We start from the raw sequence: 23645 nt of genomic DNA, 5'->3' as shown, positions 1-23645 counted from the left end.
CCCGCTACGGGCAGAACGAGATGCGCAAGGAGCTGACGTTGTCCTCGACGCCGCTCCAGTGCCCGCCGGGCCAGGTCACGTAGCCCTCGTTGATGAAGAAGTACTCGTGCCAGCCGGTGTAGTTGAGGCCTTCGAACATCACCCACTGGCACGGCGTGCGGTTCCAGACCGAGCTGACGGTGTCGTTCATGCCCTGCTGGCGGAGGTCTGGTGACTGGTACTTGAACCATGCCATCGGGCCGGTGCCGTTGCGCCACTGGAACAGGCAGATGTAGCCGTCGGGGCAGCGCTCGTACCCGCCGGCGGCCCGGGTGACACCGGAGTCGGCGACGGCCGGTGCGGTGCTGGGCTGTGCGGTGCTGGACCGTGCGGTGGCGGGCTCAGGCGGCGCCGCGGCGGTGGCCGGACCGGTGGTCAGGGCGAGGCTGCTCGCGGCGAGTACACCGGCGGCTGCCAGCCGGCCGAGGCGTGAGCTGAAGATCTTCATGAGTCCTCCCGAGTAGGAACCGGCCGACCGGAGCAGATCGGCCGGTTCCCACGGTGCCGGGGACGCCTCTCAGATCACTCGCAGTCTGCTGTCGATCAGCTCGTGCGGGTGTGGGTCATCTGCCAGTTGGGCACCCAGGTCGCGCCGCCGTCGGGAGAGAAGGACTGCTCCCACGACGCCTGCCGGTCGCCGGGCGTCCAGGTGAAGCGGACGTCGATCGGCTGGTCCTCCCAGACGTCCGCGCCCTCGAACACGCCGACGCCGTTGCTGAACGAGCCGACCACCGGGGGCTCGAGCCTGCCGCGCCGGCTGTTGATCCAGTAGATCGACCAGGTGCCGGAGTCCGGGGTGTAGAGCCGGAAGGTGGCGCCGCGGAAGCCCAGCGAGGGGAACCAGCCCTCGTCGAAGCTGACCGCGCCGTCGAAGTAGCTCCACACCTTCATCGTCGACTCGAACTCGTACCACTCGGCCGGATCGCCGAGGGCCGGCTTGCGCCGGCGGTTGTGCAGGTCCCACGCGCCCGGCAGGAAGTCGAAGTCGCCGGTCACCTTCGGCGCGTCCACCGGCGGCGGCTCGGTGTCGCGGCGGGTGAAGTCCATCGTCCAGTTGAGCTCCCACGTCTCACCGCCGTCCACCGAGAACGATTGTTCCCAGTGCGCGGTGGTGTCGGTGACGTCGGACCACCGGTAGCTCGCGAGGATCGGCCGGCCCTCGTGCTCGTCCTCGCCGACCAGCCAGCAGGAACCGCCCTCCCAGCGGCCGCGCACCGGCGGGAACAGCTCGTACGTCTTGCTGTTCACCCAGTAGATCGTCCACTCCTTGCTCTCCGGGTCGAACAGCCGCAGCGACATCCCGTAGTGCCCCTTGGTCGGGAACTGCATCTCGTCGATGCTGATCGCGCCGTCGAAGTGCGTTCGCGCGCTGCAGGTGCCGGCGTACTCCTCCCACTCGTCGCTACCGGTGAGCGGCTTGAGCAACTGCCGGTGCACGACGTCGAAGTGCCCGTTGAGGAAGTCGAAGTCCCCGGTCTCTTTGGTCCATTCGGTCATGCCCCGAGCCTGCCGTCGAAACCTGACAGGCCATGGCAGCGTTTGCGGATACTGTGGGCGGATGCGGTCCAGCCGGTTGTTGTCGATCTTGCTGCTGTTGCAGACGCGGCGGCAGTTGACGGCGCGTGAGCTGGCGGAGGAGCTGGAGGTCTCGCTGCGGACGATCTACCGCGACGTCGAGGCGCTGGCCGCGGCGGGAGTGCCCGTGTACGCCGATCAGGGGCGGGCGGGTGGCTATCGGCTGGTGGACGGGTACCGGACGAAGCTGACCGGGCTCACCGAGCAGGAAGCGGCTGCGCTGTTCCTGGTGGGTATGCCCGGGCCGGCGGCCGCGCTCGGGCTGACGGCTGAGACCTCGGCGGTGGAGTTGAAGCTGCTGGCGGCGTTGGCGCCCGACCAGCGGGATCGCGCCGGGCGGCTGAAGAACCGGTTCCACCTCGACATGCCCGCGTGGTACCGGGAGGCGGAGGACTCGCCGTACCTGGCGCAGGTCGCGGAGGCCGTGCTGCAGGATCGGCGGATCACCGTGCTCTACCGTCGCTGGGAGGAGCCGCGCGAGGTGGAGCGGACCCTCGATCCGTACGGGCTGGTGCTGAAGCACGGCAGTTGGTACGTCGTCGCGGCCGCATCCGGGGGCGTGCGGACGTATCGGGTGTCGAACATCCTCGCGCTGACGATGACCGGCACGGTGTTCACCCGGCCGGCCGACTTCGACCTGGCGCGGCGCTGGCAGGAGCACCTGGACGAGTTCGACCGGCGGCGGTTCACCGGCGAGGCCGTGGTCCGGGTGTCGGCCGGGTTGGCTCGGCGGTTGAAGGACCTCTCGTTTCCGCTGCTGGAAAAGGCGATCGAGGGCGCCGAACCGGGCCCGGACGGGACCGTGGTCGCGACCGTGCCGATCGAGTCGGTCGGCAACGCGGCGGCGCAGTTCATCCGGTTCGGCGCCGAGCTGGAGGTGCTCGAGCCGCCGGAAGTGCGGGAAGAGATCAGGCGGATGGCGTTGTCGGTGGCTGCGCTCTATCCCGCGCCGTGAGGGCCCGGCCTCTCGTGTGACATGACCGGTGAGCTCGGCGTCGTAGGTCGGTGACGGGGTGTTGCAGATACCGATGGCGAGGAGAGTTCGTGAGGACATGGCGACGAAGGTTGGTCGCGGGGGCACTGGCGCTCGCTGTGGCGATGACCGGTATCACCGGGACAGCTGCGAGCTCCGCCGATCTGCAGGCCGCGCCGGCCGGGCACGGCGGGCCGGACACCACGATCACCTTGATCTCCGGCGATCAGGTCCGGCTGCGGGGCGCCGAACCGCCCGTCGTGCGGGGTGGGCCGGGCCGGGCAGGCATGCGGTTCCACATCTCCAAGCAAGGTGCTGACACCCACGTCCTGCCGTACGACGCGGCGGCGCTGGTGGCCGAGGGACGGGTCGACCGGCGACTGTTCAACGTGACAAGACTGGCCGAACTCGACTTCGACGACCGGTCGCGCGGTGACATTCCGTTGATCGTCGCCGGGAGCAGCGAGAAACTTCGGGCCATGACGTCCGTCGGGCGCAAACTCGGCCTCGGCAGTGTCGGCGCCGTGGCACTGCGCGAGCCGAAGGCCCAGGCGGCGGAGTTCTGGAACAGCGTACGTGGCAGCGCGAAGAGAACGCTGGCGACCGGAGTGCAGAAGATCTGGCTGGACGGCACGGTGGAGGCCACGCTGGACCGCAGCGTCCCGCAGATAGGGGCAACGGCCGCCTGGCAGGCCGGACACACCGGGGCCGGCACCAAGGTCGCCGTGCTCGACACCGGCATCGACACCGGGCACGCCGATCTGTCGGACGCCGTCGTGCAGGAGCAGGACTTCACCGGCAGCGAGTCCGGCACCGACGACCGTTCCGGCCACGGAACCCATGTCGCCTCGATCATCACGGGCAGTGGCGCGGCCTCCGGCGGCAACCACCGCGGCGTCGCGCCCGATACCCAACTGCTCAACGGCAAGGTGCTGGGCGATGACGGTACGGGCTCGGAGTCCGGGGTGCTGGCGGGCATGGAATGGGCCGTCGCGCAGGGCGCGGACGTGGTGAACCTCAGCCTCGGCTCCAGCGACCCGGGCGACGGGACCACGCCGCTGGAACAGGCGGTCGACCGGCTCACGGCCGAGTCCGGCGCGTTGTTCGTCGTCGCTGCCGGCAACGACGGACCAGGCAGCCAGACCGTCGGCAGCCCGGCCTCGGCCGATGCCGCCCTGGCCGTCGGGGCGGTGGACAGCTCCGACCACCTGGCCGAGTTCTCGTCCCGGGGTCCGCGCGTCGGCGACGGGGCGATCAAGCCCGACCTGACGGCTCCTGGCGTCGGCATCGTCGCCGCCCGGGCTCAGCACGCGACCGTCGGTGAACCGGTCGGCGCCGGCTACTCCCGGTTGAGCGGAACCTCGATGGCAACCCCGCACGTCGCGGGCGCCGCCGCGATCCTGGCCGGGCAGCACCCCGACTGGACCGCCGGCCGGCTGAAAGCCGCACTGATGGGCACAGCCGAGCCCAACCAAGCCCTCACCGTCTACCAGCAGGGCTCGGGCCGGGTCGATGTCGCACGAGCGACGACTCAGCAGGTTCGGCCGGCCATCGGTAGCCTGAACCTGGGCACGGCGCAGTGGCCGCACCACGACGACCAGCCGATCACCCGTACGGTGACCTATCACAACGACAGTGACCAGCCGGTCACCCTGACCCTGTCCGCCGACGACGTCGAAGCCCCCGGGGGCGAACCAGCTCCCGCCGGGATGTTCACGGTGACAGCGAAAAATCTGACCGTACCGGCGCACGGATCGGCCTCGGCCGGTCTGATCGCCCATCCCGCGGTCGATGGGCCGGACGGGACCTACAAAGGGGCACTGGTCGCCAGCGCCGGCACCACGCGGGTGCGGATCACCGTCGCTCTCTATCGCGAGGTGGAAAGCTACGACGTGACGGTCAAGACGGTGGACTGGGACGGCCGCCCCGCTCGGCCGGACCACTTCCTGATCGCCAACGTCGACAGGCCCGGCTTCGCCTTGCTGCACTTCCCGGAGGCGACGTCCTCCGTACGGCTGCCGAAAGGCAGGTACTACTTCGATTCGTTCCTCTTCAGGATCAACAGCGAACAGCCTTTCAGTTACAGCGCCGCCTACTTCATCGAGCCGGAGACCACTGTCTCCGGCACCACGACGCTGACTCTGGACGCGCGCGACACCGTGCCGATCGGCTTCGGCACGGACCGCCCCGAAGCGGAGCTGGGCGGGCACCAGATCTCCAGTTGGCGTGATACGCCCTACGCCGGCGAGGACTCGATCGGATTCTCGGCCGGGGGCACCGACTTGTTCCCGATCGTCGAGGACCTCCGGATCCGGCCGTCGCGGACTTCGGCACCGGGCAAGTACCACTTCGACCTGGAAGGCCTTCTCGCCAAGCTGGACGGCAACGGCGGCTACACGGGAAGCCCGTACCAGTACCATCTGAAGTGGTCGGAGGACGGCAAGGTCCCCACCACGCTGAACCGCCGGTTCCGCGACCAGGATCTCGCCGAGCTACGGACCACGATCGCCGCACAGATGCCGGGCGGGGTTGCCGAGAAGGACGGAATTGCAGCGATCACGACGCCCGGAACGATCGTCGAGCGCTACTCACCAGGCTTCGAGTTTTCCGCCACCGTCGACCAGTGGGCCGACCGGGAGACGGGCGAGGCGGTCGCTCAGCACAGGGCAGTCGTTCCCCGAGTCTTCGCCAAGGCGGGGTGGGCAGGCACAGAGCGATGGAACGTCGGGCCGTTCATGCCCGCGCAGGATCCCCTGCGCTGCTCGTGCCGGACACGGGACGCGATGCTCGTCAGCCTGATGCCGTACTCCGGCCAGAACCTCGGCCACGTCGGTGATGCGGCCGTCGGTTCCGCCACCACCAGACTGCTGCGCGACGGCGTCCAGGTCGCCTCGTCCGCGTCGGCCGGTTTCCTGGCCACCGAAGTACCGGCCGGGCAGGCGACGTACCGGCTGGAGACCGAGGCGGTTCGCGGCAACTCGCCGTTCAGCACCCGTCAGTCCGCTGCCTGGACCTTCCGGTCGGGCAGCACGACCGAAAGCACCCCGCTGCCGTTGACGCTGATCCGGTTCGCGCCGAAGCTGAACGATCGGAACGAGGCGCCGGCCGGAGGGTTGTACGCCGTACCGGTCCACCTGCAGGTGCAGCACGGAGCTGCGCGCGGAACGTTGACCTCGCTGAAGGTCGAGGTCTCCTACGACGACGGCGCGACCTGGCGAGCGGCCAGGCTGAACGGGCAGACCGCAGTGATCGAGCATCCGCAGCGGGCCGGCTACGTGTCGCTGCGGGCGACGGCGACCGACTCGGAGGGAACCAAAGCCGAGCAGACAGTGATCCATGCCTACCGGCTGAGCACGCGATGAACGCCGCGGGACGGGTTCCGGCGGCGTGTGACAACGGCGGCCGGGCCCGTTCCGCTCGAAAGAGGTGACGCCATCGGCGGAGCGACCTGCCGCAGCACAGCAGATCCCACCACGAGCAGGAGTTCGCCTCGGTGCGCGCCGCCGTCACCGATCCAGCGGCGGGAGCGGAGGTCCGGGCTCACCCTGCGACAGGTGCCCCACGCGACACCGTCGGAGGACGTCAAGCCCGGGCCGTCCGCGCCGTGAGGCCGGCCGCGGCGACCAGCTCGTGCGGTACGGCGTACCGGGTGCGGCCGCGGAATCCGGTGGTGGTGCGGGCGGTGACGAGCGAGTTGAGCAGGGCCTCCTCGACGGCGTCGAGGGTCGCTTGGAAGACGGGCCGGAGGTTGCCTTCGAGGAACGGCTCGGGGGCTGAGGGTGTGGTGCTGAAGGCGATGGCGTAGTCGCCGCTGCCGGGGGCATAGTCGGAGCCGATCAGGCCGAGCGCGAAGATCGCGCGCCGGGCGATCCGGCCGAGCTGGCGTGCGTCGAGCGGGAGGTCGGTGGCGAGCACGATCATGCAGGAGTTGCCGGTGGGCTCGGACGGCGAGGGTGGGGCGGGGATCGGCGTACCGAGGACTCGGAGCAGGCCGGAGAAGTTGGACTGCACCAGGGCACCAACCGTGCCGCTCGCGGGGGCGGTTCCGGATGTGCGGGTCGGCACTCGGCGGGACGACGTGCCGATGCCGGCTTTGAAGCCCAGGGCGGCGGTTCCGGTGCCGGCGCCGACGCAGCCCTCGGCCGGGAGCCCGGATGAGGCGGTGGTGAGGGCGTCGAGGACGTGCTGCTCGGTGATCGGGCGACGGCGGATGTCGGACAGGTAGCCGTCGTTGGTCTCGCCGACGACCGGGTTCAGGCTGGTCGCCGCCGAGTCGCGGTCGAGCAGGTAGGTCAGCAGTGCGTCAGCCGCGCGGAACACCGACAACGTGCCGGTCAGCAGGATCGGCGTCTCCAGCCGCCCCAGCTCGTCCACCTGGGTGGAGCCGACCAGCTTCCCGTATCCGTTGCCCACCGCAACCGCTGCCGGCAGCGCCGTCTGCGGCGACCACGCAGTTGCTGAGGTGCCGGCTCCTGCGGACGGCGTCGGGACGATCGCGGTGACTCCGGTGTGCAGGTCGGCGCCGTCGTCGAGGGTGGTGTGGCCGACCAGGACGCCGGGAACGTCGGTGATCGCGTTCAACGGACCGGTGGGCAGGGTGCCGGGGACGACCCCCAGGTCGCGCGCTCTGAGCTGCATGCCGACTATCGTCGGCCAGATGGGTGAGAACACCGGCGACCGGGGGCTCGAGCACGTGGCCGGGCGCGTCTGGTTGTATCCGCACGACCCGGACCCGGACGCGATCGGCGCCTCGGTCGCGGTGATCGCGGACGAGCGGGGCAGCGTGCTGATCGACGCCGGCAACAGCCCGGCGCACGCCCGCGAGGTCCGGCGGGCCATCGCCGCCGCGGGACTGCCCGCACCGCGCTGGCTCGTCTACACCCATCACCACTGGGACCACACCTGGGGCGCCTGCGCCTGGGCGGACGTCGAGGTGATCGCCCACGCGTCCGCGACCGCCCTGCTCGCTGCCGAGGCCGACCGGCCGTGGAGCCATCAGTACCTCCGCGACCAGGTCACCGAGAACCCGAAACTCGGGCCTAGCTTCCGCGCCCGCGCCCTCGCCGTACCGGACTTCGGCGAACTCCGGATCGTCCTGCCGCACCGCACGTTCACCGACACCCTCACGCTGCCGACCGGCGTCGTACTCCGCTTCGTCGGCGGCAACCACGCCCCGGACTCGCTCGTCGCCGTGGACCCCGACTCCGACGTCATGCTGGTCGGCGACTGCTACTTCCCACCACCCTTCCACCTCCGCACCGACGCCGACACCCCCGACCTGCCGATGGCCCGCCGCCTGCTCGCGGAACGCCACGCCTACTTCATCGACTCCCACTCCGCCCCGCGCAGAACCACCTGACCACTTCAACCCCGAACACACCGTCGCTGCGTCAGCTGCCGACGTCAGGCAGCCAGCCTCGTACGGAGCGCCTGGGCAATCTCGTCGAGCGCGGTATCGGCGTCGTCGAACGCGCCGGGGTTCCCGAGAAAACCGTGAAGATGCCCGTTCCAGCGTCGGTGCACTGTCGGCACGTCCGCGGCTTGCAGGTGCTCGGCGTAGGCCTGTCCCTCATCACGCAGCACGTCGTACTCGACGGTGAGGACATAGGCCGGAGGGAGGCCGGCCAACGACGGGGCCCGGAGTGGAGAAGCATCCGGCGAGAACGGGTCGCCGTCAGGACCGAGGTAGTGGTCCCAGTAGGACAACCCGTCCTCGTAGACCAGCCCGAAGCCCTCTCCGCACTCGCGATAGCTGGGGTAAGCATCTTGATCGCGGTAAGCGACCGCGTCGACGGGCGGGTAGGCGAGCACCTGCAGTACCGGTAACGGCGCTCCGGCATCGCGCAGACGACGGCACAGGACTGCGGCGTTGTTGCCTCCAGCGCTGTCACCGGCTATCGCCACCCGTCCGGCGCCGGCCGGAGCCAACTCCGCGGCTCGTGGCAGCAACCACCGATACACAGCCTCGGCATCGTCGACCGCCACCGGACAGCGGTATTCAGGTGCTCGGCGATAGTCCACCGCGACCAAGGTGGCCGGCACCCGGTTGGCCAGGCGACGGGTCAGCCCGTCATAGCTGTCCACAGTGCCGGTCACATGGCCCCCACCGTGGAGATACAGCACCACACCGACCGGGCAGACCGGACTGTAGACGCGGGCCGGTACGTCGCCGTCCGGTCCGGGTACAAGCACATCGATGACCCGAGCCACCGACTCACGAGCAGGATCGTCAACTGACTCGGCTTGCACACGAGCCTGCGCAACGGTCAGCTGATGCGACGCTCGGACACCAGCTCGCCGCTGCCGGTCAAGAAACGCGGCAGCCTGCGGATGAAGAGCCATGCTCGCTCAGGTACCCGGCACTACACGTGGCCACGGGGCGGGACCCTTCGAAGTGTGAGACTGGGCGGGTGGACGAGCGGGTGGAGCAGGGTGGGGCTGCGGCGGCGGTGGGCGTCGGTGGTGCTGCTGGGGTGGTGCGGAGGTTGTTCGACATCAACACCATCACCGGGCCGCGGGTGCCGCGGTGGTTTCTGTGGACTTTGGCGCGGCTGGGGTTGCTTGTCGTCGGCAATGTGATCGGCCGGATTCTGTGGGAGCTGGTCACTGGTGAGCCCGCGGGTGATCGCGGGCTCGTTGAGCGGGTGGTCTGCAACGCCTACCTTTGGGCCTGTTTGGTCGCCACCGGGGTGTACGCCCTGTACGACCGGCGTCAGCGCACGGGAACCGACTGACTCAGCCGGCGGCGATGCCCACGGGTGTGCCGGAGTGTTCGGTGAGGGCGGTCGCGACGGTGCGGGTGTTGGTGCGGAACTCCTCGACCGGGACGTGGGGGAGAAGGTCGCCCCAGAGCGAGAGCAGCGGGCCGCGGAGTTGCATCAAACCGGCGGGGCGGGCGAAGAACCAGACGTGAAAGTGCTCGCTGCCGTCGCCGAAGCGGCTGAAGTGGGTGCGGGCGACGCCGTCGATGCGGCGGATCGCGCCGGCCACGCGCTGGATCATCGGGCCGAGCTCGGCGGTCAGCTCGGCCGGCAGGTTGTCGAGGCGGAAGTGCTCGCGGGGCACCAGCAGGGCGACCATCGGCAGGCCGGTGGGCTCGAAGCCGGCCTTGAGGATCCAGCGGTCGTCGGCCCAGATCGCGGCCGACTCCGGCTCGGTGCAGGTGGGGCACGGGGCGCCGCCGGGTTCGCCGGAGCGGGGTGGTTCGGGGATGACCGGTTCGGCGAGCGGGACGACCCGCAGGTCGCCGTCGAAGGCGAAGAACGGACCGCCGAGAACGGGCTCGGCGGAGACGCGTTCGCCGTACGGGAGTCGCTGGTGGTACGCCGTCGGGCGCTCGGTGGACGTCATGCAGAGCACTCTGCCCGCCCGGGGGCCGGGACGTCACCGGAGATACGGTTTCGGCATGGCGATCGAGCAGCGGCCCGAGTTGGCCGAGGTTTTGGACCTGGCGCGGCATCCGGAGGGCGGGTGGTTCCGGGAGACCTGGCGGTCGGAGGTCGGCTTCGAGCCCGACGGGTACGACGGGCAGCGGGCCAGCGCGACCGCGATCTACTTCCTGCTGGGACCGGGCGAGCAGTCCCGCTGGCACAAGGTGCGGTCGGCGGAGATCTGGTTGTGGCACTCGGGGGGAGCGTTGACGCTGGAGCTCGGTGGGGTCGGCGACGAGCCCGAGCTGCGGGAGTCGATCACGCTCGGGCCGGACGTGAAGGCGGGGCAGCAGCCGCAGGTCGTCGTACCGGCGGGGGCCTGGCAGGCGGCGCGGCCGGTGGCGGACGAGGCGGTGCTGGTGTCGTGCATCGTCACGCCCGGCTTCGACTTCGCGGACTTCACGCTTCGCTGAGGACGCCCCGGGGAAAGGGCTCAGGCAACAGTCACCTGAGCCCCAGAGGGAGGGATCAGCGCAGAACGGTGGCGAGCGCCTCGTACCCGGGCAGCAGGTCCGGGCCTTCCTTGCCGAGCTGCTGCACGACGATCTGGTCGGCGCCGGCCTCCAGGTGCGCGGTGAGGCCTTCGGCGATCTCGACGGCGGTGCCGTGCAGGACGAGCGCGTCGACCAGGCGGTCGCTGCCGCCGTTCGCGAAGTCGTCGTCCTCGAAGCCCAGGCGCCGGAGATTGCTCGTGTAGTTGCTGAGCACCAGGTAGCCGGCCAGGTAGTCGCGGGCGATCGACCGGGCGATCTCGACGTCGGTCTCCAGCACCACCTTGTGCTCCGGGGCGAGCAGGACGCCGTCGCCGAGCAGCGAGCGCGCCTGACGGGTGTGCTCCGGCGTGGTCAGGTAGGGCAGGGCACCGGCGGTGCGCGCCGCGGACAGCTTGAGCACGCGCGGGCCGAGCGCGGCGAGAGCCCGGCGCTCGACCGGGACCTTGGCCTCGTCGAGCGCGTCCAGGTAGTCGACGATCGTCTCGTACGGCGTCTTGTACTCGCCGGTGTGCTCCCGGTGACCGATCCCGACGCCGAGCAGGAACCGGCCGGGGTGGTCCTCCTCCAGCCGGTGGTACGACGCGGCGACCTCGGCCGCGTCGGCCTTCCACATGTTCACGATGCTGGTGCCGACGGTGACCGCGGCGGTCGACGCGAGCAGCACCTCGGCGTCGCGCAGGTCCGCGGTGGGGGAGCCGCCGAGCCAGAGCGTGCCGTACCCGAGCTGCTCGACACCGGCGGCCAGCTCGGGACCCCATTTGTGCGGCTGGTGCCAGACCCCGAACCGTCCCAGTTCGACCGCCACGTCGTGCTCCTCTCGTTGACGCTTCCCTTCGGGCAACTCCGGGCGGAGAGCAGCCATTCCGGCGACGGAGCCAGTCTTGCCGACAGGCCGTCCGCACTCAACGATGATTGAGGCGACAAGCACTGCGGAGTCGGCGATCGGCGGCGTGAGCTCGAGGGGTTCTAGCATCGTGCGATGCGGACGCTGACCTACTTCATCGGGACCTCCCTGGACGGGTTCATCGCGGAGCCGGACGGTGGGCTCGGGATGTTCGCGGTCTCACCGGAGCTGCTCGAGTTCGTCACGACGCAGTACCCGGAGACGTTGCCGGGGCAGGTGCGGGCTCAGCTCGGTCTGTCCGGGCCGGGCAAGCACTTCGACACCATCGTGCAGGGCCGGGCGAGCTACGCGCTCGCGCTCGACGCCGGCGTGACCAGCCCGTACCCGCATCTGCGGCAGTACGTCGTGTCGTCCACCCTCGCCGCCGACATCGACCCCGATGTGACCGTCATCCCGTCCGACCCGCTCGGTGCGATCCGCGAGCTCAAGCAGGCCGACGGCGGCGGGATCTACCTGGCCGGCGGCGGCATGCTGGCCGGACAGCTGCTGGCCGAGATCGACGAACTGGTCGTGAAGGTCTACCCGGTGGTGGCCGGCGGCGGTGTCCCGCTGTTCGGCGGCGGTTTCGCCCCGGTCGGGTTGACCCCGGCCCGGCAGCAGGTCCTCGGCGACGGCACCGCCGTACTGGGCTACCGGCTCAAGCGTCCAGGAACGTCGTGAGACGGTCGAGCAGGGTCTTGGGGGATTCCTCGGGGATGAAGTGCCCGCAGCCGAGGCCCTCGCCCTGGAGGTTCGGCGCCCAGCGGGACCAGGTCTGCATCGGGTCGAACCACTGCGGCAGGTCGCCCGCGCTGCCCCACAGGACCAGCACCGGGCACTCGATCGTGCGGCCGGCGGCGAGGTCCTGCTCGTCCAGCTCGCGGTCGACGGTGGCGCCGGCGCGGTAGTCCTGGCACATCGCGTGCCGCACGGAGGGCCGGTCCAGGGCCGACAGGTAGTCCGCCAGCGCGTCCGGGTCCAGCGCGATCTCGTGCGGCGAGATCGACGGGCTGCCGTCGGGGAACAGATAGTCCGGGGTGAGCCGGTTCTCCGGCTCCGGCTCCGGCCGGGACAGCACGTTCCAGTGCCAGTCCTCGAGCTTCTCCTCCGGTTCACCGGCGGCCGCCGCCCACATGTCCGCGGTCGGCACGATGTCGAGGGCGACGAGCTTGTCCACCCGCTCCGGGTGGTCCAGCGCCAGCCGGTAGCCGACCCGGCCGCCGCGGTCGTGGCCGACGACGCTGAACCTGTCGTGACCGAGCGCTTCCATCAGCTCCAGCTGGTCCTTGGCCATCGCCCGCTTCCCGTACGCCGCGACGCTGTCCTGCCGGGCCGGACTGGACCCGCCGTACCCGCGCAGGTCCGGTACGACGACGGTGTGCGTCTTCGAAAGTTCCGGGGCGACCTGGTGCCAGCACGCGTGCGTCTGCGGGAAGCCGTGCAGCAGCAGGACGGGCGGTCCGTCGCCACCCACCCGGTACTGCACGGACGTCTCGGTGAGGTCGGTCGTCTTCAGGTCGAAACCGGTGAACATGCTCTGCCTGTTCACCGGCGGGCAGCACGGCAAACCGGCGGCCGGGCCTCAGGTTTCTGCGCGGGGAACCGGACGGGCAGAGCTCTCCCGAACCGGGTGGAGAGGAAAAGATCGCGTCAAGAAAACGCCGGCGCGGGGCCGACGGCCAACCTCAGGAGGCGCTGCGGCGTCTTCGAAAAGAGTGTGATCGTTCCGCAGGAGAGTGCTCCCGCGCGTCGTCGCGGGACAAGACCATCCACTGCAGTGGTATGAACCCTGCGGGCTTACACTCGCAGCGACTCGGCAGCACAACCCCTCGACCGCCGGGCCGCGGACACAGCGACGTGGGCCGCATTCCCTGGACACGGAAGAAGGGCGAGCAGTGAAGGTCGGAGTTCCGAAAGAAGTCAAGAACCACGAGTACCGGGTGGCGATCACCCCGTCCGGTGTGCACGAGTTCGTGCGCAACGGGCACGAGGTTCTGATCGAGCAGGGCGCGGGCTCCGGCTCGCTGCTCACCGACGAGGAGTTCGTCGCCGCCGGGGCACGGATCGTGCCGACCGCCGACGAGGTCTGGGGCGACGCGGAGCTGGTGCTCAAGGTCAAGGAGCCGGTCGCCGAGGAGTACCACCGGATGCGCCGCGACCAGGTGCTGTTCACCTACCTGCACCTGGCCGCGAGCCAGGAGTGCACCGACGCGCTGGTCCGGTCGGGCATCACCGGCATCGCCTACGAGACGGTCCAGCTGCCCGACGGGTCGCTGCCGCTGCTGGCGCCGATGAGCGAGGTCGCGGGCCGGCTGGCGCCGCAGGCCGGCGCGTACCACCTGATGCGCAACGGCGGTGGCCGCGGTGTGCTGATGGGTGGCGTCTCCGGCGTGCACGCGGCCCGGGTGGTCGTGATCGGCGCGGGGGTGTCGGGCATGAACGCGGCGGCGATCGCGCTCGGCATGCAGGCCGAGGTGCAGTTGTTCGACCGCAACATCGCCCGGCTCCGCGAGGCCGACAAGATCTACCAGGGGCACCTGCGCACGGTCGCGTCGAACGCGTTCGAGATCGAGCGCGCGGTGCTCGAGGCCGACCTGGTCATCGGCGCCGTGCTGATCCCGGGCGCGAAGGCCCCGAAGCTGGTCAGCAACGAGCTGGTGTCGCGGATGAAGCCGGGCAGCGTGCTGGTCGACATCGCGATCGACCAGGGCGGCTGCTTCGAGGATTCCCGGCCGACGACGCACGCCGACCCGGTGTACCGGGTGCACGACTCGCTGTTCTACTGCGTGGCGAACATGCCCGGCGCGGTGCCGAACACGTCGACGTACGCGCTCACCAACGTGACGCTGCCGTACGCCGTCGAGCTGGCCAACCTCGGCTGGCGGGAGGCGATGAAGTCCGACCACAGCCTGGCGCTCGGGCTGAACACGCACGACGGGCACGTCACCTACGGGCCGGTCGCCGAGGCGCACGATCTGGACCAGCTGAAGCTGGACGAGGTCCTGGTCTGACCGGTGCAGCGGGCAGACTGCTCCGCATGAGTGACATCGGGCGGGCGGTCAGCGCCTATCTCGACCACCTGACGGTCGAGCGCGGGCTGGCCGCCAACACCCTGGCGTCGTACCGGCGGGACCTGCGCCGGTACGACGAGTACCTGGCCGGCGCGGGCATCTCCGCGCTCGGCCGGGTCACCGAAGCGGTCGTCGGTGACTTCCTGATGCGGTTGCGGGAGGGCGACGAGCATCACCCGCCGCTGACCGCGTCCAGCGCGGGCCGCACGGTCGTCGCCGTCCGGGGGTTCCACAAGTTCTGCCTGCGGGAAGGGCTGACCGTGATCGACCCGGCGGCCGCGGTGAAGCCGCCGGTCCCGCCGCAGCGGTTGCCGAAGGCCCTGTCCGTCGACGAGGTGACCCGGATCCTCGCGGCCGCGGCCGGTGCCGACGCCGAACCCGCAGTCCTGGCGACCCGGGACGCGGCCCTGCTGGAGTTCCTCTACGGCACCGGCGCCCGGATCTCGGAGGCGGTCGGGCTGGACGTGGACGACGTCGACCTGGAGTCCGGGCAGGTGCTGCTCCGCGGCAAGGGCAGCAAGGAACGTGTCGTCCCGGTCGGCTCCTACGCCCGCGAAGCGCTCTCGGCGTACCAGGTGCGCGGCCGGCCCGATCTGGTCGCCCGCGGTCGCGGGACGCACGCGCTGTTCCTCAACGCCCGGGGCGGCCGGCTGTCGCGGCAGAGCGCCTGGACGGTACTGCGGCGCGCGGCGCAGCGGGCCGGGATCAGCAAGGAGATCTCGCCGCACACGCTGCGCCACTCGTTCGCCACGCATCTGCTCGACGGCGGCGCCGACGTCCGGGTGGTGCAGGAGTTGCTCGGCCACGCCTCGGTGACGACGACCCAGGTCTACACGCTGGTCACCGTCGACAAGCTGCGCGAGGTCTACGCGACGTCCCACCCGCGGGCCTTGTCGTCGGCTCCGTAGCGTGACCTGATGACCCATCGACGCGTGCTGGACGCGGCCGAAAAGGTGCTCGCCGCAACCACCCGGTCGCCGTACGCGCACACGAGCCATCTCCTGGTCCGGGTGGACGGTACGACTGTGGTGGACGAGCACCTGCGTGGGCCGCTGGTGTCCGACGTCTTCTCGGTCACCAAGACCGTGCTGGCGACGGCGCTCGGAGTGATGGCCCGGCGGCGGTTGCTGCCGGACCTCGACAGCCCGCTCGGCGACGTCCTGCCGGTACTGCGTGGGCAGCCGCACACCTGGCGTCACCTGCTGACGATGACGCGTGGCGCGGAGGTCGACGACACCGACGAGGTCGTCGCGCTGCCGGGCGGACAGGTCGAACGCTTCGCGCGAGCGGCTCAGCTCACCGAGCCCGGTACGACGTTCGCCTACGACGACGGCGCCGCGCACCTGTTGTCGGCGGCGGCCGGTCAGGTGCTCGGGGAGTCACTCGGGGACTTCGCCCGCCGGGAGGTGTTCGAGCCGGTGGGCATCACGGACGCGGAGTGGCTCGCCGATCCGGACGGCGTGACGTACGGTCACGCGCATCTGCGGATCAGCGCCGACAGCCTCGGCCGGCTCGGTCAGCTCTGGCTCGACCGCGGAGAGTCGCGTCGGCACGGGCTGATCGACCCGGACTACTTCTCGCAGCTGGTGACGCCGTCCTCGGCCGGTGGTCCGCCGGAGCAGTTGCCGTACGGGTTCCTCGTCTGGCTCGACGACGGGATGCTGCTGGCCGGCGGATGGGCCGGGCAACACGTCCTGGTGGTGCCTTCAGCACGCGCCGTGGTGGTGACGACCGGCTTCCCGAACTTCAGGTTCGGACCGCCGCCGGCCGACGACCTGCCGCCGGACTGGGCGCCCGCGCTCGACCTGGTTCGCCGCCGGCTGCTGCCGGTACTCCGGACACGCTGACCCGGACCCGGTCCGGCAAGCCGATCGAACCCTGTGCGATCATTCCTGCACGGTCGGTCACCGGACGAAGGTGAGCGGCCCGCTGGGCGATGCCGACCGGAAACGACCGGACCCCGCTGCGGAGTGGCCGCTTGAGAGTGCTTGAATGCACGCCTACAGTCGCTGGGATCGCCCGCATCGGTTGAAAGGTTTGACGAGTCATGAACGAGTCGACATTCCCGGGCACCCAGCACCTGTCGCCGTCGACGGAACCGATGACGCCGGCACCCGTACCGCCCAGCGCGCAGCAGGACCCGGTGGCTCCCGCCGACCCGGGCCAGCCGCAGCGCCCGATCATCCCGGACAACTATGCGGAGATGCCGAGGCCCACGGCCAAGCTCACCGCGGAGGACATCGCACCTGTGAATGACCCGCACGGCCCGAGGAACAAGATCGGGCCGACCGGCCGGCCGGTTCCCGACCTGCCGGACGTGTTGCCGCCCACCCGGCGCGGACCCGCCCAGGTGATCGCGATGTGCAACCAGAAGGGTGGCGTCGGCAAGACCACGACGACCATCAACCTGGGCGCCGCGATCGCCGAGACCGGGCGCAAGGTGCTGCTGATCGACTTCGACCCGCAGGGCTCGGCCTCGATCGGGCTCGGCGTCCAGCCGCACAGCCTGGAGCTGTCGGTCTACAACCTGCTGATGCAGCGCGACATCACCCCGGACGAGGTGATCCAGCCGACCAAGGTCGAGAACCTCGACCTGCTGCCGGCCAACATCGACCTGTCCGCGGCCGAGGTGCAGCTGGTCCAGGAGGTCGCCCGGGAGTACACGCTGCAGCGCGTGCTGGAGCCGGTGATCCCGCACTACGACGTGATCCTGATCGACTGCGCGCCGTCGCTGGGCCTGCTCACCGTCAACGCCCTGACCGCGTCGCACGGCATCGTCGTACCGCTGGAGTGCGAGTTCTTCGCGCTGCGCGGGCTCGCCATGCTGACCGACACGATCGGCAAGGTGCAGGACCGGCTGAACCCGAAGCTGGAGATCGTCGGCATTCTCGGCACCATGTTCGACGGCCGGACCACGCACGCCCGGGAGGTGCTCGACCGGGTCGTCCAGGCCTTCGACGAGCGCGTCTTCCACACCGTCATCCGGCGCACCGTCAAGTTCCCCGAGACCACCGTCGTCGGCGAACCGATCACGACGTACGCCCCTTCGTCCCAAGCGGCCATGCAGTACCGCGACCTTGCCAAGGAGGTGCTGGCGCGTTGTCCCGCCGGGTGAGCCTGCCAGGTGCCAGCGAGCTGTTCGGGGGTGCGGCACCGCAACAGACCCGACCCGAGAAGCGCCAGGAGACCCGCGGCGCCCAGGACGGACCGGCACTCGCCGACCGTGCCGGCGCCACCGGGCGGTCGCGGACGGCCGTGGTCGAGGACCGCAAGTCCAGCGGCCGGATCCGGCACGACACGAAGATCACCGTGTACGTGACCGAGGAGGAGCTGCTCGGGCTGGAACAGACCCGGCTCGCGCTACGCGCCGAGCACGGGCTGACCGCCGACCGGGGCCGGATCGTCCGGGAGGCGATCGACGTGCTGCTGGCCGACTTCGTCGACCACGGTCCCGACTCGGTGCTGGTGCAGCGGCTCCGGGCCGCCGCGGAGTAACCGGTCATGCCCGACACCTCGACGTCCGAGCTGCCGATCGACCTGCCAGGCGCCGCGGACGCCGAGTCGCCGGTGAGCTCCGGCAAGGGCTTCAGCGTCCACCTGGTCAACTTCGAGGGCCCGTTCGACCTGCTGCTGCAGCTGATCAGCAAGCACAAGCTGGACATCACCGAGATCGCGCTGTCCCAGGTCACCGACGAGTTCATCGCGCACATCAAGGCGCTCGGCTCGGAGTGGGACCTGGACCAGACCTCGGAGTTCCTGCTGATCGCGTCGACGCTGCTCGACCTGAAGGCGGCCCGGCTGCTGCCGCAGGGTGACGTCGAGGACGCCGAGGACCTGGCGCTGCTGGAGGCGCGGGACCTGCTGTTCGCGCGGCTGCTGCAGTACCGGGCGTTCAAGCAGATCGCCGCGCTGATCCAGCAGCGGATGGCCGACGAGGGGCGGCGGTTCCCGCGCGCGGTGGGGGTCGAGCCGCGGTTCGCCGAACTGCTGCCCGAGGTGCTGCTCGGGGTCACGCCCGACCAGTTCGCCGCGTTGGCGGCGGCCGCGATGGCGCCCAGGAACAACATCCCCGAAGGCGTGTCGCTGGCCCACCTGCACGCGCCGGCGGTGACGGTGCGCGAGCAGGCCGCGGTGATCGTCGACCGGCTCCGCAGACAGCGCAGTACGACGTTCCGCACGCTGGTCTCGGACTCGCCGGACACGGTGACCACGGTCTGCCGGTTCCTGGCGCTGCTGGAGCTGTTCCGGGAGGCGGCGGTCGCGTTCGAGCAGGTGACGCCGCTGGGGGAGCTGACGATCCGGTGGACCGGCACCGACGAGGGCGAGATCGCGGTCGGCGACGAGTTCGACGAGGTGGTGCCGCCGGAGTCCGCCGAGGGTGAGGCGCCTGAGGTCACCGAGGACCACATCGCCGACTTCCTCGCCACCGGCGAACCCGTCACCGAGGACGACCCGCCCGACCCGGCCTCCACCCCCGAGCCAGGCGATGCGAACGAAACGGTGAATCAGTGACCGAAGAGCACACCCCGACCGACACGCCGCGGACCGAGGACGCCACGTCGACCCCGGCCGACGCGGCTGCCGGAGTGGAAGAGGCGAACGCCGGCGACGGTGCGGCGGAGCTGGCCGACGCGGCGACGGCGGATGCGCTGGAGTCGGTGGCGACCAGTGAGCAGGTTGTCGAGCGGGATGCCGACGCCGACGTGGTAGCCGACCAGGTGGACGACGGGCAGTTGCCGTTGGAGGGGGTTGGCGGCGCCGGTGGTGAGGTGGTCATCGACGACGTCACCATGCGACGGGCGCTCGAGGCCATTCTGATGGTGACGGACGAGCCGTTGCCGGTGCTCACCCTGGCGCGCGCGGTCGGGCGGCCGCCGGGTGACGTCGCGGAGGCGCTGACCGGGTTGTCCGAGGAGTACACCGAGCAGGGGCGTGGGTTCGACCTGCGGGAGATCGGCGGCGGCTGGAGGTTCTACACCCGGCCGGAGCAGGCGCAGTACGTCGAACGCTTCGTGCTCGACGGGCAGCAGGCGCGGTTGACGCAGGCTGCGCTGGAGACGCTCGCGGTGGTCGCGTACAAGCAGCCGGTCAGCCGGGCGCGGGTTTCGGCGATCCGCGGCGTCAACGTGGACGGCGTGATGCGGACGCTGATCAGCCGCGGCCTGGTCGAGGAGGCCGGCGCGGACACCGAGTCGCAGGCGACGCTGTACCGGACCAGCTCTTACTTCCTCGAGCGAATGGGTATGCAGAGTCTGGAGGACCTGCCCGAACTCGCCCCCTACCTCCCGGAGATGGACGACGTGGAAGAAGAGCTCGCCGCCCAGAACACCCCGGCCCCCGAAGACGTCGCGCCCGGCGAGACCGCAGGTGGTTCCGCCGAGCAGACCGCGACCGCCGGCGCCGACGCCACCGCGGACGCCGACGAGGCTGTCACCTCCGACATCGGCGCGGCGACCGACGCGGCCGGTCCGGGGATCGACGGGGATCTGGTGCGCGACGACGAGCCAGAGCTGGACCTGGAGCAGAGCGAGGACGAACTGGCGCCGGCCGAGGAGCTGGAGGCCGGCGGGGATACCGAGCTCGAGCAGGAGGAGGCCGATCCGGCCGAGTTCCCCGAGATCGGGGATGGTGGAACCGAGGACCCCGAGACCGGGGAGCCGGGTGATGGCGAAGCCGGCACGACGGACGGCGACCAGCCGGGCGATGGGTTCGACACCGACGCGTCGGGTGACGGCTTCGACCAGGAGCTGGGTGGTGGATTCGGCGGGGAGTCGGGCGTCGGAGTCGCTGGCGAGGAGTCCGGTGACGCGTTCGGGCAGGGGGCCGGCGATGCGTTCGGGCGGGAGTCTGGTGACGCGTTCGGGCAGGAGTCTGGCGGCGGGTCCGGGCAGGAGTCTGGCGGCGGGTTCGGTGGCCGGGAGGCGGGCGATGGGCTCGGCAGCGGGACCGGGGACGCGGCGGACGGCGTACTGCTGCCCGGTGGCGGCGGGGACCTCGACGATTCCGGCGACGGGGCGGATGAGGACGGCGAGCGGCTGCAGGCGGCGGAGGAGCTGGAAGGTGACGCCCTCGGCGCGGACGACGACATCGCCGTGGACCTCGGCTCGGGCGAAGAGCTGGAAGACGAGCTCGGTTCGGCTGATGGAGCTGGCGCCGGCCCCGAGGGTGGCGACGACGCGGAGCAGCGACTGAGGGGTGGGCGCGACGCGATCGGTGACGCGGACTCCGGTGATGAGGTCGCCGGCGCCGGCTCGGGCGACGACCCGGGCTCGGGCGACGACGCGGGCTCGGGCGACGACGCGGGCTCGGGCGACGACGCGGGCTCGGGCTACGACGCCGGTTCGGGTGATGAGGCCGGCTCGGGCTTCGCCGCGGATTCGGTCGGCGGCGTGGGCTCGGGCGTCGACGCCGGGTCGGGCGGTTCGGTTTCCGGGAGTGACGCCGGTGAGCAGGCCGACGAGGACCGGTTGGCAGCGGCTGAGGAGCTGGGGGCAGCGGGGGCGCAGTACCGTAGCGGTAGTGATGACTGAAGAGGACGGGATCCGGCTCCAGAAGGCGCTCGCGCAGGCAGGTGTCGCCAGCCGGCGGAACGCGGAGCTGCTGATCGAGCAGGGCCGGGTCGAGGTGGACGGCGCGGTCGTCACCGAGTTCGGTACCCGGGTGGACCCGGCCGTGTCGGTGATCCGGGTCGACGGTGAGCGCATCCCGCCGGTGACCGCGCACGTGTACCTGGTGCTGAACAAGCCCCGCGGCGTCGTCACCACGATGTCCGACCCGCAGGGGCGTCCGTGCATCGCCGACTACGTGCAGGAGCGGCCCGAGCGGCTGTTCCACATCGGCCGGCTCGACACCGACACCGAGGGACTGCTGCTGCTCACCAACCACGGCGAGTTCGCGCACCGGCTCGCGCACCCGTCGTACGAGGTCTCCAAGACGTACGTCGCGGAGGTGGACGGCAACGTCAAGCCGATCGTGCTGCGCCGGCTGCTGGACGGCGTCGAGCTGGAGGACGGCTTCGCCCAGGCCGACACCGTCAAGGTGATGTCGGAGATCAAGGGCCGCACGCTGATCCAGATCACCCTGCACGAAGGCCGCAACCGGATCGTCCGCCGGATGTTCGACGCCGTCGGCCACCCGGTCAAGCGGCTCACCCGCACCGCCATCGGCCCGGTCCGCCGCGGCAACCTGCACACCGGCGAGCTCCGCGAGCTGGACCCCAAGGAACTCGGCCAACTCCTCGACCTCGTCAACCTCTGACCCCGCGCGTCCCTTCCCCCGCTCCCCGAGCGCCCGCGTTCCGCACTTTGAGCACCGTTCGGCCGTTCTCACGCGGCGCAGACGGCTGGACCGCGCCCAAGGTGAATCTTCGGAGCGGGTGTGCCGCGTCCGAGCTCCGTGGAGCTCGCAGTCGTCGGTCACCTCGTTCTGCTCTCACCCCGCGCCGCTCAGGCCGTACCAGGTCCGCGCTTTGTGCACCGTTCGGTCGTTCTGAGGCGGCGTGAGCGGCTGGACCGTGCTCAAGGTGGGTCTTGGGAGCGGGTGTGCCGCGTTTGGCCCGGTGGGGCTCGCAGTCGTCGGTCACCTCGTTGTGCCCATCCCGCGCCGCTCGGGGCGTACGAGGTCCGCGCTTTGTGCACCGTTCGGTCGTTCTGAGGCGGCGTGAGCGGCTGAACCGTGCTCAAGGTGGGTCTTGGGAGCGGGTGTGCCGCGTCCCGAGCTCCGTGGAGCTCGCAGTCGTCGGTCACCTCGTTCTGCTCACCCTGCGCCGCTCGGGGCGTACGAGGTCCGCGCTTTGAGCACCGGTCGGCCGTTCTCACGCGGCGAAAACGGCTGGACCGTGCTCAAAGTCGAGGCGGCGGGATCGTCGTGGCGGCGGCGGGCGGTGCGGGAGGTGGTCAGCGCGCGAGGGAGTGCTGGAAGAACCTGCGGACGACGGCCCGTACGACGGGGATCGCGCGCGGGTGGTCGCCGATCAGCGAGGTGCGCTCGGCGGGGGTCATCAGGCCCGCGGCGACGAGTTGCGGGGCGAAGGCGGCGTAGTCGGTGAAGACCCAGTGGCGGGACTGCCGTAGCTCGACGCGGCGTACCGGGCCGTCGTGGGCGAGCATGGCCGACCACGTCCGGTCGAAGCGGGCGTCGCGGAAGCCGTCGGTGCCGACGAGCAGCAGCGGGCGGTCGGTACCGTGCTGGGCGATCGGGTGGAGCGAGCCGTCGGCCAGGTCCAGGTAGCCCTCGAGATTGACCGCGGCGTCGATGCGGCGGTCCTGGTACATCGCCTGGGCAGCGGTGGCGCCGCCTGCGGAGTGGCCGTAGACGCCGACCCGGCGAAGGTCCAGCGCGCGGTGCAGACCGCGGGGGAGTGGGCGGTGGGAGGCGTCGGGGTGGTGGCCCGCGGCGAGGCGTTCGAGTTGGTCGAGCACGAAGCGGGTGTCGGCGAAGCGAGTCGTCATCATCAGCCGGTTGAGCACGGGATCGGTCTGGACGGCCGGCGTGACCTCGATCGTGCGCGGAGGCCGGCCGGGGAAGTCGACCTCGCTGGTCTCGCCGGGATGGTCGAGGGTGACGACGACGTAGCCGTGGCTCGCGAGGTCCACCGCGAGGCTGGTGCCGATCGTGCGGGGGTCGGCGCCGCCGGGACTGTAGAGCAGGACCGGACGACGACCGGCGGCGGCAGGCGCACCGGCGTACGCGTGGGTGGTGGTGGCGGCCCAGTCGACGCCGCAGCTCGGGAGTTCGGGGTGCAGGACGCCGGCGTCGAGCCGGCCGAAGACGGTTGCGGCCGCCGGGGTCAGGTGCGGGGCCGGCGCGAAGCCGTGGACCGTGGAGGCCGGGTAGTAGACGGTGGTCATCAGTTCGCGGGTCGCCGACTTGTTCCAGGGATCGGGGCGGCTGGGGTCGGCGAGGTGCAGCGTGGTGGTGCCGACCTGATGGCGGCCGGTGGGTGCCGGCAGGCGCAGGACGAGTCCGGAACCACAGGCAGAACGGCCTGCCGGACTCGCCAGGGACGCGCGGGCGGGGCCGGCCGGCAACGCAGTCGCCGCGAGGGCTAGTGCGAAGGCCGTGATCGTTGCTGTGATGGGTTTTCTCATACGGTTCACCGTCGCAGTGGCGGCGCGCCGGCGGCGAGCGTGCCGGCCGGCCTCCACCCGAAGATCCACCCGGCGGCGGACCGTGCGGTGC

Annotated in this window: 22 protein-coding genes; 14 read left to right on the top strand and 8 right to left on the bottom strand. The window is 70.8% G+C overall.

Going from position 1 to position 23645, the window contains the following annotated elements:
• Nucleotides 1-4: 4 nt before the first annotated feature.
• Nucleotides 5-487 carry a peptidase inhibitor family I36 protein gene (locus KFLA_RS35950; protein ID WP_012922702.1) on the bottom strand — a complete coding sequence of 161 codons (483 nt, stop codon included), beginning with the start codon at nucleotides 485-487 and terminating at the stop codon, nucleotides 5-7.
• Between the two features lie 95 nt (nucleotides 488-582).
• A complete protein-coding gene (locus KFLA_RS38460) occupies nucleotides 583-1536 on the bottom strand; it encodes a hypothetical protein (protein WP_012922701.1) in 954 nt (317 codons plus the stop codon).
• A gap of 61 nt (nucleotides 1537-1597) precedes the next feature.
• On the opposite strand from KFLA_RS38460, the gene KFLA_RS25435 reads away from it, so the two are divergent.
• Together KFLA_RS25435 and KFLA_RS25430 are read left to right on the top strand one after the other, a co-directional pair.
• Nucleotides 1598-2569: a helix-turn-helix transcriptional regulator gene (locus KFLA_RS25435; protein ID WP_012922700.1), complete on the top strand. Its 972-nt coding sequence runs from the start codon at nucleotides 1598-1600 to the stop codon at nucleotides 2567-2569.
• Nucleotides 2570-2712: 143 nt separating this feature from the next.
• Entirely contained in the window at nucleotides 2713-5949 is a 3237-nt protein-coding gene (locus tag KFLA_RS25430) for a S8 family serine peptidase (RefSeq protein ID WP_063822851.1), read from the top strand.
• A 220-nt stretch (nucleotides 5950-6169) separates the two neighbouring features.
• Here KFLA_RS25430 and KFLA_RS25425 read toward each other — a convergent pair whose 3' ends face one another.
• The gene (locus tag KFLA_RS25425) at nucleotides 6170-7225 is read right to left on the bottom strand and encodes a P1 family peptidase (protein WP_012922698.1); all 1056 of its coding nucleotides are present in this window, start codon (nucleotides 7223-7225) and stop codon (nucleotides 6170-6172) included.
• A 19-nt stretch (nucleotides 7226-7244) separates the two neighbouring features.
• Here KFLA_RS25425 and KFLA_RS25420 point away from each other — a divergent pair, with 19 nt between their 5' ends.
• The gene (locus tag KFLA_RS25420) at nucleotides 7245-7946 is read left to right on the top strand and encodes an MBL fold metallo-hydrolase (RefSeq protein WP_012922697.1); all 702 of its coding nucleotides are present in this window, start codon (nucleotides 7245-7247) and stop codon (nucleotides 7944-7946) included.
• Between the two features lie 44 nt (nucleotides 7947-7990).
• Here KFLA_RS25420 and KFLA_RS36270 read toward each other — a convergent pair whose 3' ends face one another.
• Entirely contained in the window at nucleotides 7991-8929 is a 939-nt protein-coding gene (locus tag KFLA_RS36270) for an alpha/beta hydrolase (protein ID WP_012922696.1), read from the bottom strand.
• Nucleotides 8930-8997: 68 nt separating this feature from the next.
• On the opposite strand from KFLA_RS36270, the gene KFLA_RS25410 reads away from it, so the two are divergent.
• A complete protein-coding gene (locus KFLA_RS25410; RefSeq protein WP_012922695.1) occupies nucleotides 8998-9321 on the top strand; it encodes a hypothetical protein in 324 nt (107 codons plus the stop codon).
• 1 nt (nucleotide 9322) lies between these two features.
• Here KFLA_RS25410 and KFLA_RS25405 read toward each other — a convergent pair whose 3' ends face one another.
• Entirely contained in the window at nucleotides 9323-9937 is a 615-nt protein-coding gene (locus KFLA_RS25405; RefSeq protein WP_012922694.1) for an HIT family protein, read from the bottom strand.
• 55 nt (nucleotides 9938-9992) lie between these two features.
• Between KFLA_RS25405 and KFLA_RS25400 the strand changes: the two genes are divergently transcribed.
• Nucleotides 9993-10430, top strand: a complete 438-nt coding sequence (locus KFLA_RS25400) for a cupin domain-containing protein (RefSeq protein ID WP_012922693.1) — start codon at nucleotides 9993-9995, stop codon at nucleotides 10428-10430.
• Nucleotides 10431-10485: 55 nt separating this feature from the next.
• Here the strand turns inward: KFLA_RS25400 and KFLA_RS25395 are convergent, their stop codons facing one another.
• Nucleotides 10486-11316: an LLM class F420-dependent oxidoreductase gene (locus KFLA_RS25395; RefSeq protein ID WP_012922692.1), complete on the bottom strand. Its 831-nt coding sequence runs from the start codon at nucleotides 11314-11316 to the stop codon at nucleotides 10486-10488.
• Between the two features lie 174 nt (nucleotides 11317-11490).
• On the opposite strand from KFLA_RS25395, the gene KFLA_RS25390 reads away from it, so the two are divergent.
• Entirely contained in the window at nucleotides 11491-12075 is a 585-nt protein-coding gene (locus tag KFLA_RS25390; protein WP_012922691.1) for a dihydrofolate reductase family protein, read from the top strand.
• On the opposite strand, the gene KFLA_RS25385 is transcribed toward KFLA_RS25390, so the two are convergent.
• Nucleotides 12053-12943: an alpha/beta fold hydrolase gene (locus KFLA_RS25385; RefSeq protein WP_202797021.1), complete on the bottom strand. Its 891-nt coding sequence runs from the start codon at nucleotides 12941-12943 to the stop codon at nucleotides 12053-12055. The genes KFLA_RS25390 and KFLA_RS25385 overlap by 23 nt on opposite strands.
• 346 nt (nucleotides 12944-13289) lie before the next feature.
• Between KFLA_RS25385 and ald the strand changes: the two genes are divergently transcribed.
• From ald to KFLA_RS25345, 8 genes are all read left to right on the top strand, one after another.
• Nucleotides 13290-14405 (top strand): alanine dehydrogenase, encoded by a 1116-nt coding sequence (ald, locus tag KFLA_RS25380; protein ID WP_012922689.1) that lies wholly within the window; start codon nucleotides 13290-13292, stop codon nucleotides 14403-14405.
• 26 nt (nucleotides 14406-14431) lie between these two features.
• Nucleotides 14432-15373, top strand: a complete 942-nt coding sequence (gene xerD, locus KFLA_RS25375) for a site-specific tyrosine recombinase XerD (protein ID WP_012922688.1) — start codon at nucleotides 14432-14434, stop codon at nucleotides 15371-15373.
• 9 nt (nucleotides 15374-15382) lie between these two features.
• Nucleotides 15383-16312: a serine hydrolase domain-containing protein gene (locus KFLA_RS25370; RefSeq protein WP_012922687.1), complete on the top strand. Its 930-nt coding sequence runs from the start codon at nucleotides 15383-15385 to the stop codon at nucleotides 16310-16312.
• Nucleotides 16313-16512: 200 nt separating this feature from the next.
• Entirely contained in the window at nucleotides 16513-17580 is a 1068-nt protein-coding gene (locus KFLA_RS25365) for a ParA family protein (protein WP_012922686.1), read from the top strand.
• On the top strand, nucleotides 17565-17960 hold the full coding sequence (locus KFLA_RS25360) for a hypothetical protein (protein ID WP_012922685.1): 396 nt from the start codon (nucleotides 17565-17567) through the stop codon (nucleotides 17958-17960). Before KFLA_RS25365 ends, KFLA_RS25360 begins: the two co-directional genes overlap by 16 nt.
• Nucleotides 17961-17966: 6 nt before the next feature.
• On the top strand, nucleotides 17967-18977 hold the full coding sequence (locus KFLA_RS25355; RefSeq protein WP_012922684.1) for a segregation and condensation protein A: 1011 nt from the start codon (nucleotides 17967-17969) through the stop codon (nucleotides 18975-18977).
• Nucleotides 18974-20995 carry an SMC-Scp complex subunit ScpB gene (scpB, locus tag KFLA_RS38455; protein ID WP_012922683.1) on the top strand — a complete coding sequence of 674 codons (2022 nt, stop codon included), beginning with the start codon at nucleotides 18974-18976 and terminating at the stop codon, nucleotides 20993-20995. Before KFLA_RS25355 ends, scpB begins: the two co-directional genes overlap by 4 nt.
• Entirely contained in the window at nucleotides 20988-21722 is a 735-nt protein-coding gene (locus tag KFLA_RS25345; RefSeq protein ID WP_012922682.1) for a pseudouridine synthase, read from the top strand. Before scpB ends, KFLA_RS25345 begins: the two co-directional genes overlap by 8 nt.
• Nucleotides 21723-22360: 638 nt before the next feature.
• On the opposite strand, the gene KFLA_RS25340 is transcribed toward KFLA_RS25345, so the two are convergent.
• Nucleotides 22361-23554, bottom strand: coding sequence for an alpha/beta hydrolase family protein (locus KFLA_RS25340; RefSeq protein WP_012922681.1), 1194 nt, complete (start codon nucleotides 23552-23554; stop codon nucleotides 22361-22363).
• Nucleotides 23555-23645: the final 91 nt, after the last annotated feature.

Source organism: Kribbella flavida DSM 17836 (assembly GCF_000024345.1).
In the GTDB taxonomy this organism is placed as follows: Bacteria; Actinomycetota; Actinomycetes; order Propionibacteriales; family Kribbellaceae; genus Kribbella; species Kribbella flavida.
This window is presented reverse-complemented; position numbering and strand designations above follow the sequence as displayed.